The 16,391-nt window shown below is 42.2% G+C and carries 11 protein-coding genes and 1 CRISPR repeat array; of the genes, 5 read left to right on the plus strand and 6 right to left on the minus strand.

The window, feature by feature from the left end:
* On the plus strand, nt 1-770 hold a 770-nt coding region (locus VB732_RS20990), incomplete at its 5' end, for a prolyl oligopeptidase family serine peptidase (RefSeq protein ID WP_323232836.1).
* Between the two features lie 236 nt (nt 771-1,006).
* On the opposite strand, the gene VB732_RS20995 is transcribed toward VB732_RS20990, so the two are convergent.
* Nucleotides 1,007-1,438: a type II toxin-antitoxin system VapC family toxin gene (locus tag VB732_RS20995; protein ID WP_323232837.1), complete on the minus strand. Its 432-nt coding sequence runs from the start codon at nt 1,436-1,438 to the stop codon at nt 1,007-1,009.
* Nucleotides 1,431-1,685 carry a YlcI/YnfO family protein gene (locus VB732_RS21000; RefSeq protein WP_323232838.1) on the minus strand — a complete coding sequence of 85 codons (255 nt, stop codon included), beginning with the start codon at nt 1,683-1,685 and terminating at the stop codon, nt 1,431-1,433. The genes VB732_RS20995 and VB732_RS21000 overlap by 8 nt, the downstream gene beginning before the upstream one ends.
* A gap of 308 nt (nt 1,686-1,993) precedes the next feature.
* Here VB732_RS21000 and VB732_RS21005 point away from each other — a divergent pair, with 308 nt between their 5' ends.
* Nucleotides 1,994-4,771 (plus strand): pitrilysin family protein, encoded by a 2,778-nt coding sequence (locus tag VB732_RS21005; RefSeq protein ID WP_323232839.1) that lies wholly within the window; start codon nt 1,994-1,996, stop codon nt 4,769-4,771.
* A gap of 514 nt (nt 4,772-5,285) precedes the next feature.
* Here VB732_RS21005 and VB732_RS21010 read toward each other — a convergent pair.
* Both VB732_RS21010 and VB732_RS21015 read right to left on the minus strand, forming a co-directional pair.
* Nucleotides 5,286-5,903, minus strand: coding sequence for a DUF4231 domain-containing protein (locus VB732_RS21010; RefSeq protein ID WP_323232840.1), 618 nt, complete (start codon nt 5,901-5,903; stop codon nt 5,286-5,288).
* Nucleotides 5,904-5,912: 9 nt separating this feature from the next.
* Nucleotides 5,913-6,659, minus strand: a complete 747-nt coding sequence (locus tag VB732_RS21015) for a hypothetical protein (protein ID WP_323232841.1) — start codon at nt 6,657-6,659, stop codon at nt 5,913-5,915.
* A gap of 318 nt (nt 6,660-6,977) precedes the next feature.
* Between VB732_RS21015 and glyA the strand changes: the two genes are divergently transcribed.
* The 3 genes from glyA to VB732_RS21030 all read left to right on the plus strand — a co-directional run bounded on the left by glyA (nt 6,978) and on the right by VB732_RS21030 (nt 11,321).
* Nucleotides 6,978-8,261: a serine hydroxymethyltransferase gene (gene glyA, locus VB732_RS21020; RefSeq protein ID WP_323232842.1), complete on the plus strand. Its 1,284-nt coding sequence runs from the start codon at nt 6,978-6,980 to the stop codon at nt 8,259-8,261.
* A 125-nt stretch (nt 8,262-8,386) separates the two neighbouring features.
* Nucleotides 8,387-9,658, plus strand: a complete 1,272-nt coding sequence (locus tag VB732_RS21025) for a competence/damage-inducible protein A (protein ID WP_323232843.1) — start codon at nt 8,387-8,389, stop codon at nt 9,656-9,658.
* An 868-nt stretch (nt 9,659-10,526) separates the two neighbouring features.
* A complete protein-coding gene (locus VB732_RS21030) occupies nt 10,527-11,321 on the plus strand; it encodes a DUF2993 domain-containing protein (protein ID WP_323232844.1) in 795 nt (264 codons plus the stop codon).
* Nucleotides 11,322-11,571: 250 nt separating this feature from the next.
* Nucleotides 11,572-13,202: direct repeats of the CRISPR family, unit length 37 nt; unit sequence GTTTCAATCCCTAATAGGGATTTTAGTTAATTGCAAT.
* A 424-nt stretch (nt 13,203-13,626) separates the two neighbouring features.
* Here VB732_RS21030 and VB732_RS21035 read toward each other — a convergent pair.
* Both VB732_RS21035 and VB732_RS21040 read right to left on the minus strand, forming a co-directional pair.
* Nucleotides 13,627-15,018, minus strand: a complete 1,392-nt coding sequence (locus tag VB732_RS21035) for a UDP-glucose/GDP-mannose dehydrogenase family protein (protein ID WP_323232845.1) — start codon at nt 15,016-15,018, stop codon at nt 13,627-13,629.
* Between the two features lie 150 nt (nt 15,019-15,168).
* Complete coding sequence (locus VB732_RS21040; RefSeq protein ID WP_323232846.1) at nt 15,169-16,119, minus strand: UDP-glucuronic acid decarboxylase family protein; 951 nt, start codon at nt 16,117-16,119, stop codon at nt 15,169-15,171.
* Nucleotides 16,120-16,391: the final 272 nt, after the last annotated feature.

The raw sequence follows: 16,391 nt of genomic DNA on the forward strand, positions 1-16,391 counted from the left end.
GCAAAGATGGTACTAGAGTACCGATGTTTATTACCCACAAAAAGGGTATTAAATTAGATGGGAATAACCCCACTTATCTTTATGCTTATGGTGGTTTTAATAACTCAATGACACCTGGCTTTTCGGTGAGTCTGTTGGTGTGGATGGAAATGGGTGGTGTCTATGCTATGCCCAATATTCGCGGCGGTGGAGAATACGGCGAAGAATGGCATCAAGCAGGAATGAAGAATAAAAAGCAAAACGTCTTTGATGACTTTATTGGCGCTGCTGAGTGGTTGATTGCAAATAAGTATACTAAGACGCAGAAGCTAGCGATCGCAGGTGGTAGTAATGGTGGCTTATTGGTGGGTGCTTGCATAACACAACGCCCCGATTTGTTTGGTGCAGCAATACCCGCCGTCGGCGTGATGGATATGTTGCGGTTCCACAAATTTACTATTGGTTGGGCTTGGACTTCCGAATATGGTTCAGCAGATAATTCCGAAGAGTTTCCAGCGTTGTATGCTTATTCACCACTTCACAACATCAAACCAGATACAGCTTACCCAGCAACCTTAATTACCACAGCCGATCATGACGATCGCGTTGTTCCTGCTCATAGTTTCAAATTTGCCGCCGCTTTGCAAGAAACTCACGCAGGCGATGCGCCAACCTTAATTAGAATTGAGACTAAGGCAGGACATGGTGCAGGTAAACCCACAGCTAAAATTATCGAGGAAGCCGCAGACAAATGGGCTTTTTTAGTGCGTACTTTGGATATTGAAGTTTAGCAACTTTATAGGGTGGGTATTGCCCACTCTAGGAGGCTAAACTAACTGAATCAATAATCAAAAATAGACTTTAAAATCAAGTTTAGAACGCTTAAGTCCCAAGAATGATCTAAAATCTTAAAAATAATGCCTGCTTTTGTTGTGCAGCAATGTTTTCAGCTTTTGAGCAGATTAATTTAGCAAGCCCTAAGTACTGAAGAGCCACAAATTATGTTTTTACACATTTGGGATGCTCCCTATATTTCTCCTATTTCTCGGAGATAAGCAGGTCGGGGCATGAGTTGTCTAACAAGTGCAGCATCAGCCGTCCAAAACTCCGCAGACGCATTCTCAGCGCAAGCAAGAAAGGCGGCATCATAAAGGGTAGATAATCCGTATTTATCGGCAATTTTCCAGGTTATTGCTCTAATTGCCTCTTCTTCAATGTAATCAATAGGCAGCTCACAGAAGTCTTCAAAAAAACCTTGCGCTTCCTCTGTTGTAATTACTCCTATACGGGTTTTCTTTCTTAGCACAGATCCTACTTCTGCCCAAGCAAAAGCTGGAGCCACTAACCGTATACTCAGACTTAACGCTTCTGTTACTAGTTTTCTGGACTGGGGTTGATAAACTTCTGGTACAAGATAAGGAATCCAAACGCTGGTATCTAAACACAAAACTCTAGTCACGTCGCCCTTCGTCCTCTCTGAGGCTACGAATCAAATCTGTAGAAGCTGATTGTATCCCCGTTTTAGCTTTCACGATTTCGCTGCGATCAATTATTCGTTGATGGGCTGCCCATCCCCTGCGGCGGCTTACCTCACGTTCCAAAGCCTCAACCACTAAATCATTCAAGGATTCACTACTCTCTTTAATCTTCTTAGCTTTGACAAGTAAATCAGCCGGAAACCGAATTGTTAGGGCTTCGCGTTCCATATCGATTCATGCAACCAAATATTGATACCATTTATTATAACCGCTCTATGGCACAGTCTCCAATCATTTCACCTGTTGCCTTGAGTTCAATCGCTTGCTGATACCACTTACCCAACACACTTAGTATTGACTGCTTGATCAATTCGAAAAAGGCGATCGCTTCTACTTCTGGGTAAGGTGTATCCTAAATGCTGCAATGTCACTATCTTGAAATGCACGCAGCACCAATCGTTGTGTTTCTATGCTGATTGAAGCTTGAGAGATGACTTAGCATTAAATAATTATGTAAAAGCGATTTCCCATTGCTTATGAAGCTACGTTCATATATGCTTATAGGATTTTTCCTCAGCCTTATTTTAACTATCGTGCCGTTTTCGGGCAATTTGATCAATGCTGCAACACCGACAGCCGCACCTGTATCTGCTGCCTCATTCACCCAAGGGGTACAAAAAACGGTGTTGGACAACGGCTTAACGGTGCTAACGAAAGAAGTGCATACTGCTCCAGTGGTAAGTGTGCAAGTTTGGTATAAAGTCGGTTCCCGTAACGAGATTAAGGGAGAAAATGGCATTTCTCACCAGCTAGAACATTTGATGTTTAAGGGTACAACTGCCCGTCCAGTACAGTTTGGTAGGTTGTTTAGTGCCTTGGGTAGCCAGTTCAATGCTTTTACTAGTTATGACGAAACAGCTTACTTTGGCACGGTGCAACGAGACAGACTCGAAGCATTGTTAACACTGGAAGCCGATCGCATGGCAAACTCCTTAATTGGGCCTGAACAACTAAAGAGTGAAAAGCGGGTAGTGATCTCTGAGTTACAGGGGTACGAAAATTCACCAGCCTACCGTCTAGATCGGGCAGTGATGCGAGATGCTTTCCCTACGAGAGCTTATGGCTTATCTGTGGGAGGGACAAAAGCTGATGTAGAAAAATTCACGGTGGAACAGGTGCGGAATTATTACCAAACCTACTACAGCCCAGACAATGCCACGTTGGTAATTACGGGAGATTTTGCCACAGAACCTGTACTCAAAGTTGTTAAAGAAACTTATGGGAAGTTGACAAAACGAGGAAACGAAGAAAAGAGAACACGGGAAAATGTCGCCCCGTCTCCTCCAGTTGCCTCTACTACTAAAAAAGCACCGATTGTTTTGAAGCAACCTGGAAGTGCGGCACTACTGCAAGCTGTGTATCCGTTACCAGATATCAAGCATCCTGATGTGCCGGCAATTGATGTGATGGATGCCATTCTTACAGGTGGACGTAGCTCTAGACTTTACCAGGCTTTGGTAGAATCTGGACTTGCTAGTTCAGTGAGTGGCAGTGCTGCCGAACTTATCGAACCAGGTTGGTATGACATTAGTGCTACGGCGGCTCCAGGTCAAGAGTTAGGGAAAATTGCCCAGGTGCTGCAAGAATCTTTAGGAAAGTTGCAACAGCAGCCCGTCACCACTGAAGAACTGAACCGGGCGAAAACGCAATTGCAAGCATCGTATATCTTGGGTAATCAAGACATCACTAGTCAAGCTACCCAACTGGGATATTACGAAACGATCGCAGGTGATTATCATTTTATTGAACAGTATTTGGCTGCGATCGCTAAAGTCACCCCAGCCCAAGTACAGAAAGTAGCCAAAACTTATCTAAATCCCGCTAAACAAACCATTGGCTTCTTTGAGCCAACTCAACCAGATGGTAAACCAGGGACTTCTAGCGCTGGTTCTGGGCGCACAGTAGAAAATTTCAGCCCAGGTAAGCCTGTAGATCCAGCAGAACTGGCTAAGTATCTGCCACCTGCCACATCAACAGCAGATTCAGGCAAACAATCACTACCAGAAGAGTTTACCTTAAATAATGGTTTGCGGGTTTTGTTGTTGCGCGATCGCAACCTCCCCACCATTAACCTGAGTGGACAAATCGACGCTGGTACTGAATTTGACGGCAATCAAAAAGCTGGATTAGCAAATCTGACCGCCGTCAGCTTAATGAATGGGACGAAGACTAAAAATGCTCTTACCCTAGCAAAAACCTTAGAAGACCGGGGAGCTGGTTTGGGCTTCAGTGCCAGCCGCGAGGGAGTTAGCGTTAGCGGTGAGGGACTTTCAGCGAACTTGCCGATATTGATTCAAACTCTAGCAGATGTGTTAGAAAACGCCACTTTCCCAGCCGAACAGTTAGAACTGAGTCGCCAACGGGCATTGACAAGTCTTAAAGTCAAGTTAGATGACCCCGCAGGTTTAGGAAGACAAGTATTCCAGCAGGCAATTTACCCAGAAAATCATCCATTTTATAGCTTTCCCACAGCCGAGAGCTTAAAAAACATTACTCGTGATGATTTGCTTGGCTTCTACCAGACACACTACCGACCAGATAACACAACGATCGCAATAGTTGGAGACTTTGAGCTAGTTAAGGTAAAAGCGTTGCTAAATCAGGCGTTTGACAAATGGCAAGCTACAGGAAAGCCACCTGTACTCAAAATACCATCCGTGCCATTACCGCAAACTTCGACACGTTTAAACAAGGTAATTCCCGGTAAAGCAGAGGCTGTTACCTACATCGGCTACAACGGCATTTCTCGGAAAGACCCGCGTTATTATGCAGCACTGATACTGAATCAAATTTTGGGTGGTGATACCTTAGCGAGCCGCTTGGGTACGGAAGTGCGCGATCGCCAGGGTTTAACCTACGGTATTTATAGCGGTTTTGCCGCCGGAATCAACCCCGGCCCGTTCTTGATTCAGATGCAGACTGCTCCTCTTGATACCCAAAAGGCGATCGCCAGTACTATCGCTTTACTTAAACAGTTACGCGAACAAGGAGTAACTGAGGCTGAATTAAACACGGCAAAACGCTCAATTAGCAATAGCTACCCCGTGGATTTAGCTAATCCCAGTAATGTATCAAGCATAATTTTGGATAATGCTGTCTTGGGACTTTCACGCTCAGAAATCCGAGACTTTCCCCAACGCATTCAAGCAGTCACTATGACTCAAATGCAACAGGCAATTGAGGACTTAATTAAGCCAGAAAATCTGGTAATTGTCACCGCCGGCCCTGGAGATACAGTACCCAAAGGCAGTTAATTAACTTAGTTAATTTTAGATTTTGGATTGAAGAAAAATCTAAAATCCGAAATCTAAAATTGAATTGTTTTCGCTATATCATTGTTTTCCAGATTTTATCGAAGAAGAATTCAGAATTCAGGAGCCAGAATCCAGAATGGATTCTGTTAGGACTTACGCATTGACAAGAACTCGTAAATATGAACAAGTTAAAAACCACATCTTTCGTAAGGGCACAGCATTGCTGTGCCCCTACAGCATGGCCTATTTACGATCGCCTCCGGCGGGCGGGTACGCCATCGCAGGATAATTAAAAAAAGCCTGAAACAACGGATTTTCGTTAATTCACATCACGATGCATTTGTACAGTGCGTAAGTTCTATCTGTGTTTAAAACCCCCGATTTTAGACGCGCGTGTTCGCTCTTAGCGTCTCCCCTTGGGAGAAGAAAAAATTCTTTCCGTAGCTGTTACCCCTGACTTGACTGCTGGCGTATTCTGAATTCTGAATCCTGAATTCTGTCTTCTCCCTCCTTCTTATTCTTCCTTTTTCTTTTCTTCCAAATTAGTTATTTTTGTATTTTGCATTAAAATATAATTTTCTTGACTTTGTTGTTCTTGTTTCTTCTCTTGAACAACTTGAGTAGCATATATTTCCACATCTCGTTGAATAATATCTTCTACATTACCTGCAAAAACATTAAACGCCTGTTCGTGGCTTGTATAACTACGATAAGGGCCTGTTAACTGGGAAAATTGCCACCCTTGAGTTTTCAAAGATTCGACTGTCCGGCGATAATGTCGCCAACGTTCTCCATAATGAAAAAACTCTTCAACAGCAGCGCTAATAGCAACTACTTGGCTCAAACCAAAGGTTGCCCAGACAATGGCATTCTTGGCTCTATCGTTAACTTGTTGAGTAGTGCTAATGCTTAGACTTACCAATGCTGGGAGAATTACACCACCAATAATAGTTGTTATCCGTAACTGATAATGGCGATCGCGTGATAAATTCGCCTTTGCTTCCATCCAGAGTACTTGGTCTAACCAGCGCGATCGCAAAAAATGTTTTTGCACATCGGCTAAGTTCATACCTTCAAATAACTTGTTAAAATCTTCCTTTAAAAATTCCTGATAACTATCTTTTTTTGCCATTATTCACTCCTAATTAGAAAGCAAATCTTTAATTATCTTGCCGAAATTTTTAACTCCCTTCTCTATATCTATTAAATTGACGTATTGTAATATACCAGATTTAGCCAAATTTTTAGCTCGCTCATCAGTAGCTTCTCCACGCAAGGCATTTGCAAGGATATCTGCGGTTCTACCACTACCAGCAATCACAACAACTAACCTTCCGGTATTAACGCTAGAAAATGCATCCTCAAAGGTAATCTCACCACCGTTTAAAAGTACAGTCAGTGAAGGTGAATTACCAGCTAACACAGTTGCAACGCGAGATATCCAAGGAGACTCATCACCCCAATTATTGCCAGGAACCAGTACAAAATGAGTATGGTTTGGCTCTAACGGTGTCAAATCAGCAGCAGGTTCTTGTTGATTAGGTAAAGCCACTTTGTTTTCGGGTGTTACACCAATCAAAGCAAACTTAGCACCTATTTGGGTACGAGCCTCACCCATCAATTTCATCACTCCCGCATCCGTACCTCCATCGACAACATAAGCCCCCAAACTTTCGGCAATGGGGGCTAAAACTTCCCTAAACAAACGTTTAATGCGGAGAAAGTCAGCTTCACTGATGTTACTTGCACCCCCCACCACGACTAAAACAGAACGCGAACCGTCAAGCCCTATTTGCTTAAGTACATCTGGTAATTCGGCTTGTCGATCGGCTCGAATCGCTAATGCTGTTTGTCCACTATCAAAAGTAAGTTCCAAACAATTTTTCATTTATCAAAAATACTGATTGCTTAAGTTTTCCAGGGTAGAACTTCGCAGTCATGTTTCGCAAGAGTTGTATTACCGACAGTTAATTGCCGAAGCGGGCTGATGGAGGAGCTATGTCTCCGACGGGCTACGCCTACGCAAACAGTTTCAAAAAGCAACGTTATGATAATTAATGCATTAATCAAGCTTACGCCTAATAATAAATAAGTTGGCATAAAAAAACCTCCAAGTACGGAGATGATTAATCGCCTCTGTAGAACTGTTAGGTGCTGTGCCTAAGCCAAATCGACGTTGTACAAATTTCCATAAGGATAATTAGAAGTGACTAGGACTAATTCAGATTTTCTTTCCTCCAGTGATCCAGCGATCGCCGATCTAATCAACGACGAACTACAGCGTCAGCGAGATCACTTGGAGTTGATTGCTAGCGAAAACTTTACCTCTGCTGCGGTATTGGCGGCTCAAGGTTCGGTATTGACAAATAAATATGCTGAGGGATTACCTGGTAAACGCTACTACGGCGGTTGTGAGTTTATCGACAAAATTGAGAAACTAGCGATCAATCGCGCTAAACAGATATTTGGTGCTGCTCATGCCAATGTGCAACCCCATTCTGGCGCACAAGCCAATTTTGCAGTATTCCTATCGCTGCTGGAACCAGGCGACAAAATTATGGGGATGGATTTGTCTCATGGGGGACATCTCACCCACGGTTCACCCGTAAATGTCTCAGGTAAGTGGTTCCAAGTTAGCCACTACGGTGTGAGCCAACAAACAGAACAACTTGACTACGATCAAATTCGAGAGCTGGCGTTGAGGGAGCGTCCTAAGCTCTTAATTTGTGGTTATTCGGCTTATCCCCGGATAATTGACTTTGCAAAATTCCGTAGTATTGCTGATGAGATCGGCGCTTATTTACTTGCCGATATTGCTCATATTGCTGGCTTAGTTGCTAGTGGTCTTCATCCTGATCCCATTCCTCATTGTCATGTAGTAACAACAACTACACATAAAACTCTCCGTGGCCCTAGAGGTGGTTTAATCTTGACCAGTGACGCAGAACTAGGTAAAAAGCTAGATAAATCTGTTTTTCCTGGTACTCAGGGCGGGCCATTGGAACACGTTATTGCTGGTAAAGCAGTGGCTTTTGGAGAAGCCCTAAAGCCTGAATTTAAAACCTATTCTGCCCAAGTAATTGAAAATGCTCGTGCTTTAGCAGAACAACTACAAAATCGAGGTTTAAAGCTAGTGTCAAATGGCACTGACAACCATTTAATCCTCGTGGATTTACGATCTGTTAATCTAACAGGTAAGCAAGCCGATCAGCTAGTCAGTACTGTAAATATTACTGCAAATAAAAATACCATTCCCTTTGACCCGCAATCGCCATTTGTTACCAGTGGATTAAGATTAGGTTCACCTGCAATGACCACGCGGGGCTTAGGAGCAGCAGAATTTACCGAGATTGCAAATATTATTAGCGATCGCCTACTTTCTCCAGATTCCGACGTAGTAACCCAAGATTGTCGGCAACGGGTAGCATCATTGTGCGATCGCTTCCCCTTATATCCTCACCTGGAAATTCCTGTACCAGCACTAGCATAATTGGGCATGGAAAAGAGGCAGATGGGCAGGGTGCGGGGGGCAGAAGGGAAAAATCTTCTCCCTTGCTCCCTGCTCCCTGCTCCCTGCCCCCCACTCCCTAGTCCCCATTCCCCATTCCCAATCCAATGAGTGCAGAAATTATTTGTGTTGGTACTGAATTGCTGTTAGGAGATATCCTCAACGGCAATGCTCAATTTTTGGCGCAACAATTAGCGCAGCTAGGTATCCCCCACTACTATCAAACAGTAGTTGGGGATAATCCAGAACGGTTAAAGCAAGTTATAGAAATTGCTATTTCTAGAGCGCAAATTCTCATTTTCACTGGTGGACTCGGCCCCACACCAGATGACCTTACCTGCGAAACCATCGCCGATTTTTTTAAAACCCCTTTGGTAGAAAATCCAGAAATCATCGAAGACATAACCCAAAAATTCGCCCAACGAGGTCGAGTTATGTCACCAAGTAACCGTAAGCAAGCTTTGATTCCCCAAGGTGCAGAAATTCTCCCCAACCCCACAGGAACAGCACCCGGTATCATCTGGCAACCCCGCCCTGAAATCACGATTTTTACCTTTCCTGGTGTTCCCAGTGAAATGTACCCAATGTGGGAAGAAACAGCCGTCCCGTTTCTCAAAAGTCAAGGTTGGGGCAAAGAAATTATTTACAGCCGGAGTTTAAAGTTTTGGGGTATTGGTGAATCTGCTTTGGCGGAAAAAGTTTCTTCCTATTTGAAGTTGCCAAATCCCACAGTAGCCCCTTATGCAGGTAAAGGGGAAGTAAGATTGCGAGTTTCTGCTAAAGCCACTTCCGAAGCAGCCGCAGCAGACCTAATTGCGCCCATTGAAAAACAACTTAAAGAAATTGCCGGACTAGATTTCTACGGCGTTAATAATGATACTCTTGCTTCCGTGGTCGGTGAGTTATTGCGGGCATCAAAAGAAACGCTTTCGGTGGCAGAATCTTGCACTGGTGGCGGTTTAGGGCAAATGTTGACTGAGATTTCTGGGAGTTCTGATTACTTTTGGGGTGGAGTTATTTCTTATGACAATTCGGTGAAGGTTAGACTGCTGGGGGTTAACCAGGAAGATTTAGATAAATTTGGGGCGGTAAGTGCAACTGTTGCAGAGCAAATGGCAATTGGAGTCAAAACTCGCCTTGCAACAACTTGGGGATTGAGTATTACTGGTATTGCTGGCCCAACTGGAGGGACAGATACGAAGCCAGTGGGTTTAGTTTACGTTGGTTTAGCTGGGCCAAAGGATGAAGTAGCAAGTTTTGAGTATCAGTTTGGCACAGTGCGGGGTCGCGCTTTAATTCGTCATGTCAGCGCGAATGCAGCTTTGGATAATTTACGGCGGAAGTTGTTAACGAGGAAGGATGAAAAACTATCATATTAATATCTTCTAAGTAGGTAAACATAATTAATTACACAATGTCATTGCGAATGCAGCGAAGCGAAATGAAGCAATCGCAAGGGCTGGGATTGCTATCTCTACGAGACGCTCCGCGAACGCTTCGCTTGCAATGACTGTAATTATTTTGCGTAGTTACTTATAGTCAGTTAAGAAGATGAGGGCTATATTGCTGATATTCCTGATTTGAAATACTGTTCAGCGTTTGGTTCAACTGAAGAATAAGCACTTCATGAAGTTTTGAAAGCAAAAGAAGCATGGTTAGATGCTGCGAAAAAGGAGGGAAAACTAATTCCTGAAGCGAGATATCGTCCTGCTATTTACCAGATAGCCTCATGATTATCAGAGAGGCGATCGCACTTGGTATAGAGGTTGCGATCGCCTTTGATAAAAAATCTTAATACCAATATTCAGATTATTTGATTGCAGCTAAATCATAGTTTAACTTTTTGTTAATAAAATCTATTACCTTAAATAGAGCGGCGTGAATAATTCAAGGTTTGTAGTGTTCGCGCAACGTAGCCCTGACTACGAACTGATATCAATATTTTTTACATTACTTAATCTAGTTTGATTTATTCCCACCGACTTACTTAGGGGTTGCTAGTGTAATTACCCATCCAGATGAGCAATTTTTTGACATTGCGCTAGTATAAGGTACGGCAAAATCACTAGCAAGAACTTAGTTCAATTATTCCCACCCACTAAATTACAAGTAACATTTAACACGATGAAATTTTAGCCATCAGTTATCCAACTCCTACCCATCAGCACAATTAATCACGGGATCGCTTGCTGTATTCTTCATGATTTGTTACAAAAGTACAAAGAACTTCTAGAGACTAAAAACCAAATGTTCGGCGGACTTACTGGTTTACAAAATCCTAAAGGCACTGATTGGGGAGAGCGGATGCTCAATACGGTCGCCAGCCAAACGATTCGCCACCTGTTCACGCAAAGCGAGTCAGTAGAAGTCTCTGTGCGCTGCTACCCCTCCAGCAAACTGTTGCAAGGCAGCATTGATAGCTTCAAAATGAGCGGTCGTGGCTTGGTGATTCGGAAAGATTTTGCGGTAGAAGAGATGTCTTTTGAAACCGATGCTGTGGCTATTGACTTTGGCTCGGTTTTAAGCGGCAAACTCAATCTTAAGCAACCTACTCAAGCGATCGCTCAAGTAACTTTATCAGAAACAGGGATCAACCAAGCTTTTAGTGCGGAACTGGTGAAAAAGCGCCTGCTTAACCTCTCCGTACCCTCTCTGACAGCATTATCTGGCGGTGAACCAGTCTCCTTTACGGAAGTTCAGGTACAGCTATTGCCAGGAAATCGCTTACAGCTTGTAGCAAAAGCAGATTTAAATAATGGCGAACTCATTCCCCTCAAAATGAGCCTAACTTTAGGCATTGAAAGACGGCGGCGAGTTTCTTTCAAAGATCCAAAAATCGAACTTGACCAAGTGCCAGAAGCACAACGGGAAATCTCGCAAACCCTGAGCGTGGCGCTGGTAGAAATTTTAGATAATATGGTTGACTTAGATCGTTTTGACCTTGATGGAGTGAAAATGCGACTCAACCGATTAGAAACTGAAGGCCAAAAACTTATTTTCAGTGGATATGCTGAAATTGAACGTATTCCAAATAGTGCTTGATACGAGATAAACACGTAAAAATGCAAACTAAAGTTTTCCTGAACAGCTTTGCTTGAAACTTTATACAGATTAAATACTGCCTAGAATTATCTAGGCGGTAGCTTAAATATTTAACCCAAGCTGTAGGTTATCAAATTCGGGACGTATCTTTATGATGGATTTAAGCGATCGCTTTTTATGTTTTAATCCCTAATAGGGTTTTAGTTAATCGCAATTTAGCTTTTCAAATGATGAATTAACCTTGCTGCGTGTTTCAATCCCTAATAGGGATTTTAGTTAATTGCAATATATTCTTCACTGCGTAGCGCTTCTATGATTCTGTAGTTTCAATCCCTAATAGGGATTTTAGTTAATTGCAATTTCCCAGCATACACAAACAAGGCTCAACAGTACTTCTCGTTTCAATCCCTAATAGGGATTTTAGTTAATTGCAATTTCTTCTCCGTAGTCCGTGCGGTTCCCCCAACTACGTTTCAATCCCTAATAGGGATTTTAGTTAATTGCAATACCAAGAATTACCGCTCTACACAACTTTTCGCAAGTTTCAATCCCTAATAGGGATTTTAGTTAATTGCAATCCGTCCTTAGCGGATTAGAACTGGTAGCTGGTCAGTTTCAATCCCTAATAGGGATTTTAGTTAATTGCAATTATAGCGTTCTTGTAGCATTGATTGGGCGATCGTTTTGTTTCAATCCCTAATAGGGATTTTAGTTAATTGCAATACTCTATTCGATATCCTTCATTTAGAGATGCTGATTCGTTTCAATCCCTAATAGGGATTTTAGTTAATTGCAATATAAAATTTATCATTTTAGAATGGCTTGCAAATTTCGTTTCAATCCCTAATAGGGATTTTAGTTAATTGCAATTTGAATACAGCTTTAATGATGGACAAAAACAACTTGTTTCAATCCCTAATAGGGATTTTAGTTAATTGCAATTCATCAAAGAAAATTGTCAGTTGTCCGTTGTCACTTGTTTCAATCCCTAATAGGGATTTTAGTTAATTGCAATTCTGGATAAACTTGATCGACCTCATCCCACGCCTGTTTCAATCCCTAATAGGGATTTTAGTTAATTGCAATCTGGCGTAACTGCTGAAATGGCGCAATTAGAGCGTCAAGTTTCAATCCCTAATAGGGATTTTAGTTAATTGCAATAAGCCGCAACAGTGCGCGGTGGTTCAACCATAGTACGTTTCAATCCCTAATAGGGATTTTAGTTAATTGCAATTCTAAAAGTTTTACCGCCTTTGGGATATCTCAGCGTTTCAATCCCTAATAGGGATTTTAGTTAATTGCAATATAATCTACGTCACGAACCTGGGATTACAGTTCCCGTTTCAATCCCTAATAGGGATTTTAGTTAATTGCAATCTACTTCAGGCTTACTACTTCTTAGCGGCATTTCAGTTTCAATCCCTAATAGGGATTTTAGTTAATTGCAATTAAGAAAAAAGGAATAGATATAGAGGAAAACAAAGTTTCAATCCCTAATAGGGATTTTAGTTAATTGCAATTTTGATGAGCAAGTTGATAAGCAATTCAGGTACTTGTTTCAATCCCTAATAGGGATTTTAGTTAATTGCAATTTGGTTCTCGCCAATCAGATAAGCAATTCTATGTTTATGTTTCAATCCCTAATAGGGATTTTAGTTAATTGCAATATCGGCTAGCTTGCAGCAGGATTCTGGCTTTTAAGTTTCAATCCCTAATAGGGATTTTAGTTAATTGCAATTTTCGATCGGAATGATATGTAAATCTGCCCAGTCTGTTTCAATCCCTAATAGGGATTTTAGTTAATTGCAATATAGCAAAGTTAAATGCTCCACCTTCACCATTACGTTTCAATCCCTAATAGGGATTTTAGTTAATTGCAATCGCTTGCGTCTGAAAGCTTTGTGTTATTTGGTTTTCAAGGTTCAATAGCGCGAATGCAAAAATCATAACACGATGGTTTGTAATTTGACCAGATGTAAATTGCTGAAATGCAGTCTAGATAAGGTGCGCGGATGCTTAAGGAATGTATTCGCTCTCAAGTGCTTACATATAAGGCAATACAGCCATTTTTTTGCCCATCCCCTCATTAACACCTACCCATCCGCGCTTTTTTGCAAAAAACTATTCTGATTACAAAACCTACTTTAGTTGAATGATAACTAGTTTTCTACTTCAAAGCGATCGCTAAAAATCTTACATGAAGCGATCGCTTAACAACTTGGGCTATTTAGGTTTTAAAAGAATCAGGAGTTATTGATTATAAATTGTAATTAATTTTCACCTATAACTCCTAACTCCTAACTTTCTACCTTCCCACACCTACATATTGGAATCCAGCGCGGATCATTGCTTCAGGATCGAGGAAGTTACGACCATCAATGATAACCGGATGAGCCATCAATTTTGCCATCTTCACATAGTCAAGAGTGCTGAACTGCTGCCATTCAGTGACGAGTACTAAAGCATCGCAGCCATCAGCTAGTCTTTCGGCATCGGTTTCTACCAGCACACCAGAAAGCCCATGACGCAAACCTGTTTGGGAAACGATGGGGTCGTAGGCTTTAACTTTGGCTCCCAGTCGGTTTAGCTGCTCAATTAGGTTGAGGGCTGGAGCGTCGCGCAAGTCATCGGTATCTGGCTTAAAGGTCAGTCCGAGTAGCCCGACTGTTTTACCTTTGAGGATTTTCAGAACTTGTTGGAGTTTCTCTAAAGCAATCAAGCGTTGGCGTTCGTTGACACTAACGGCAGATTTTAGTAGCTGGGCTTCATAACCATAGTCATCAGCAGTGTGAATCAGAGCGGAGACATCTTTGGGAAAGCAGGAACCACCCCAGCCGATACCAGCTTGTAAAAACTTGTTACCAATGCGGGAGTCTAGACCGATACCTTTGGCTACTTGAGTGACATCAGCACCGACGCGATCGCAAATATTAGCAACTTCGTTAATAAAACTAATCTTAGTCGCTAAGAAGGCATTGGCGGCGTATTTAATCATCTCCGCCGAACTCAGGTCTGTTGCCAGAATTGGTACTGGGGGTAAAGATTGATCTTCAGCGTACTTGCGCTCCACAATTGGGGCATAGAGTTGTTTCATTAGAGCTACTGCTCTTTGACTATTGCCTCCGAGTACAATGCGATCGGGGTTGAAGGTGTCGTGAACTGCTGAACCTTCACGCAAAAATTCTGGATTGCTCACTACATCAAACTCGGCTGCAAACTCAGGTAATTTATCATCACTTGGTACACCACCTGCGGGTACAAGTGTTTTCTGCCGCTCTGCAACACCATCTAGAACTAGCATCCGTACCCAGTCACCTGAGCCAATAGGGACTGTAGATTTATTCACAATCACCTTATAACCACCGTTGAGATTTTCTCCAATCCCACGGGCTACAGCTTCGACGTAACGAGTATCACTTTCACCAGTGGGTAAAGGTGGTGTTCCCACTGCAATAAAGAGAATTTCTCCGTGGGCAACTCCAGCTGCAAGATCGCTTGTAAAATGAATCTTCTCTGTTTGAATCGCAGACTGCATAATCTCTGAAAGTCCCGGCTCAAAAATTGGGGACTGTCCAGACTTCATTAGCTTAACTTTTTCTTCGTTATTGTCTACGCAAATTACATCGTGCCCAATATGAGCCAAGCAAGCACCTGTAACTAGACCAACGTAACCAGTACCAATCACGCAAACACGCATTCTTTGACTCCCTAACTTATTTGGGTGTAGTTTTCAAAAAGAAGTTATCAATATGACACTTAACACACTAGTAGTAAACTCAGCAACTAAGCATACTAGCTACCCTTCGGGTGAGCCTGCATGAAAATTCAGAGCAATGCTAGGCGCTGCTTAGTTGATTGAATTATTGACATCGCCTTGAATGCGATCGCGGAAATCTTCTATTGTCAGTTTTAACCCCTCTTGCAGAGGAATGGTAGGTTCCCAATTTAACCAAGTCTTTGCCTTGGTAATATCAGGCTGGCGACGGCGGGGATCGTCCGAGGGTAGTGGCTCGAACTTAATTTGCGCGTCTGGGTTGATCATGTTCTGCACAGCTTGCGCCAATTGCAAAATCGTGTATTCACCAGGATTGCCCAAATTGACTGGGCCAATATAGTCACTATTCATCAGGCGGATGAATCCTTCTACCAAATCGGAAACGTAGCAGAAACTACGAGTTTGTGAACCATCACCGTACACGGTTAAAGGATTACCCCGCAAGGCTTGAACTATAAAGTTACTCACCACCCGACCATCGTTTTCTAACATTCTTGGCCCGTAGGTGTTAAATATCCGAACAACTCGAATATCAACTTTATTTTGTCTGTAGTAATCAAATGCTAGAGTCTCAGCAATTCTTTTACCTTCGTCGTAGCACGAACGTATCCCAATAGGATTAACGCTACCCCGATACTCTTCAGGTTGGGGATGAACTTCTGGATCTCCGTATACTTCGCTCGTTGAAGCCAAGAAAAACCTAGCTTTCACACGTTTAGCCAGCCCCAACATATTCAGGGTTCCCATAACGTTGGTTTTAACGGTTTTAACTGGGTTGTACTGGTAATGTACTGGTGAAGCAGGACAAGCTAAATGATAAATTTGATCCACTTCTAACCGAATTGGTTCGGTAATATCGTGGCGGATCAGTTCAAAGTACGGATGACCTAACCATTTAAGAATGTTACGTTTATGACCGGTGTAAAAATTATCTAAGCATATTAATTCATGCCCATCATTCATTAGTCGGTCGATGAGATGGGAACCAATAAACCCAGCACCGCCCGTCACCAAAATTCTCATAGTTTCCCAGTTATTTACAAATATTTTCAGTAGCTATTGCACTTACTTTTAGATTACCCAGCTTGGGGGCAAAAATACAGAATTCAAAAAAGAACAAGTATTTAATCAAAAAGTGTTGTTGAACTTACTTATTTTACAGTTATAGTTTTGTGATGTTTTTACCTGCTTTTTTAACAATTTAACTAGCAAAATAACAAACTTAGCCTCAATATTGTCAATCTTCTACTTAAAGTTCATCAAATCTTCAATAATATAAAGTGTTTATGGTTACT

The organism is Nostoc sp. UHCC 0252 (genome assembly GCF_034931145.1).
In the GTDB taxonomy this organism is placed as follows: Bacteria; Cyanobacteriota; Cyanobacteriia; order Cyanobacteriales; family Nostocaceae; genus Nostoc.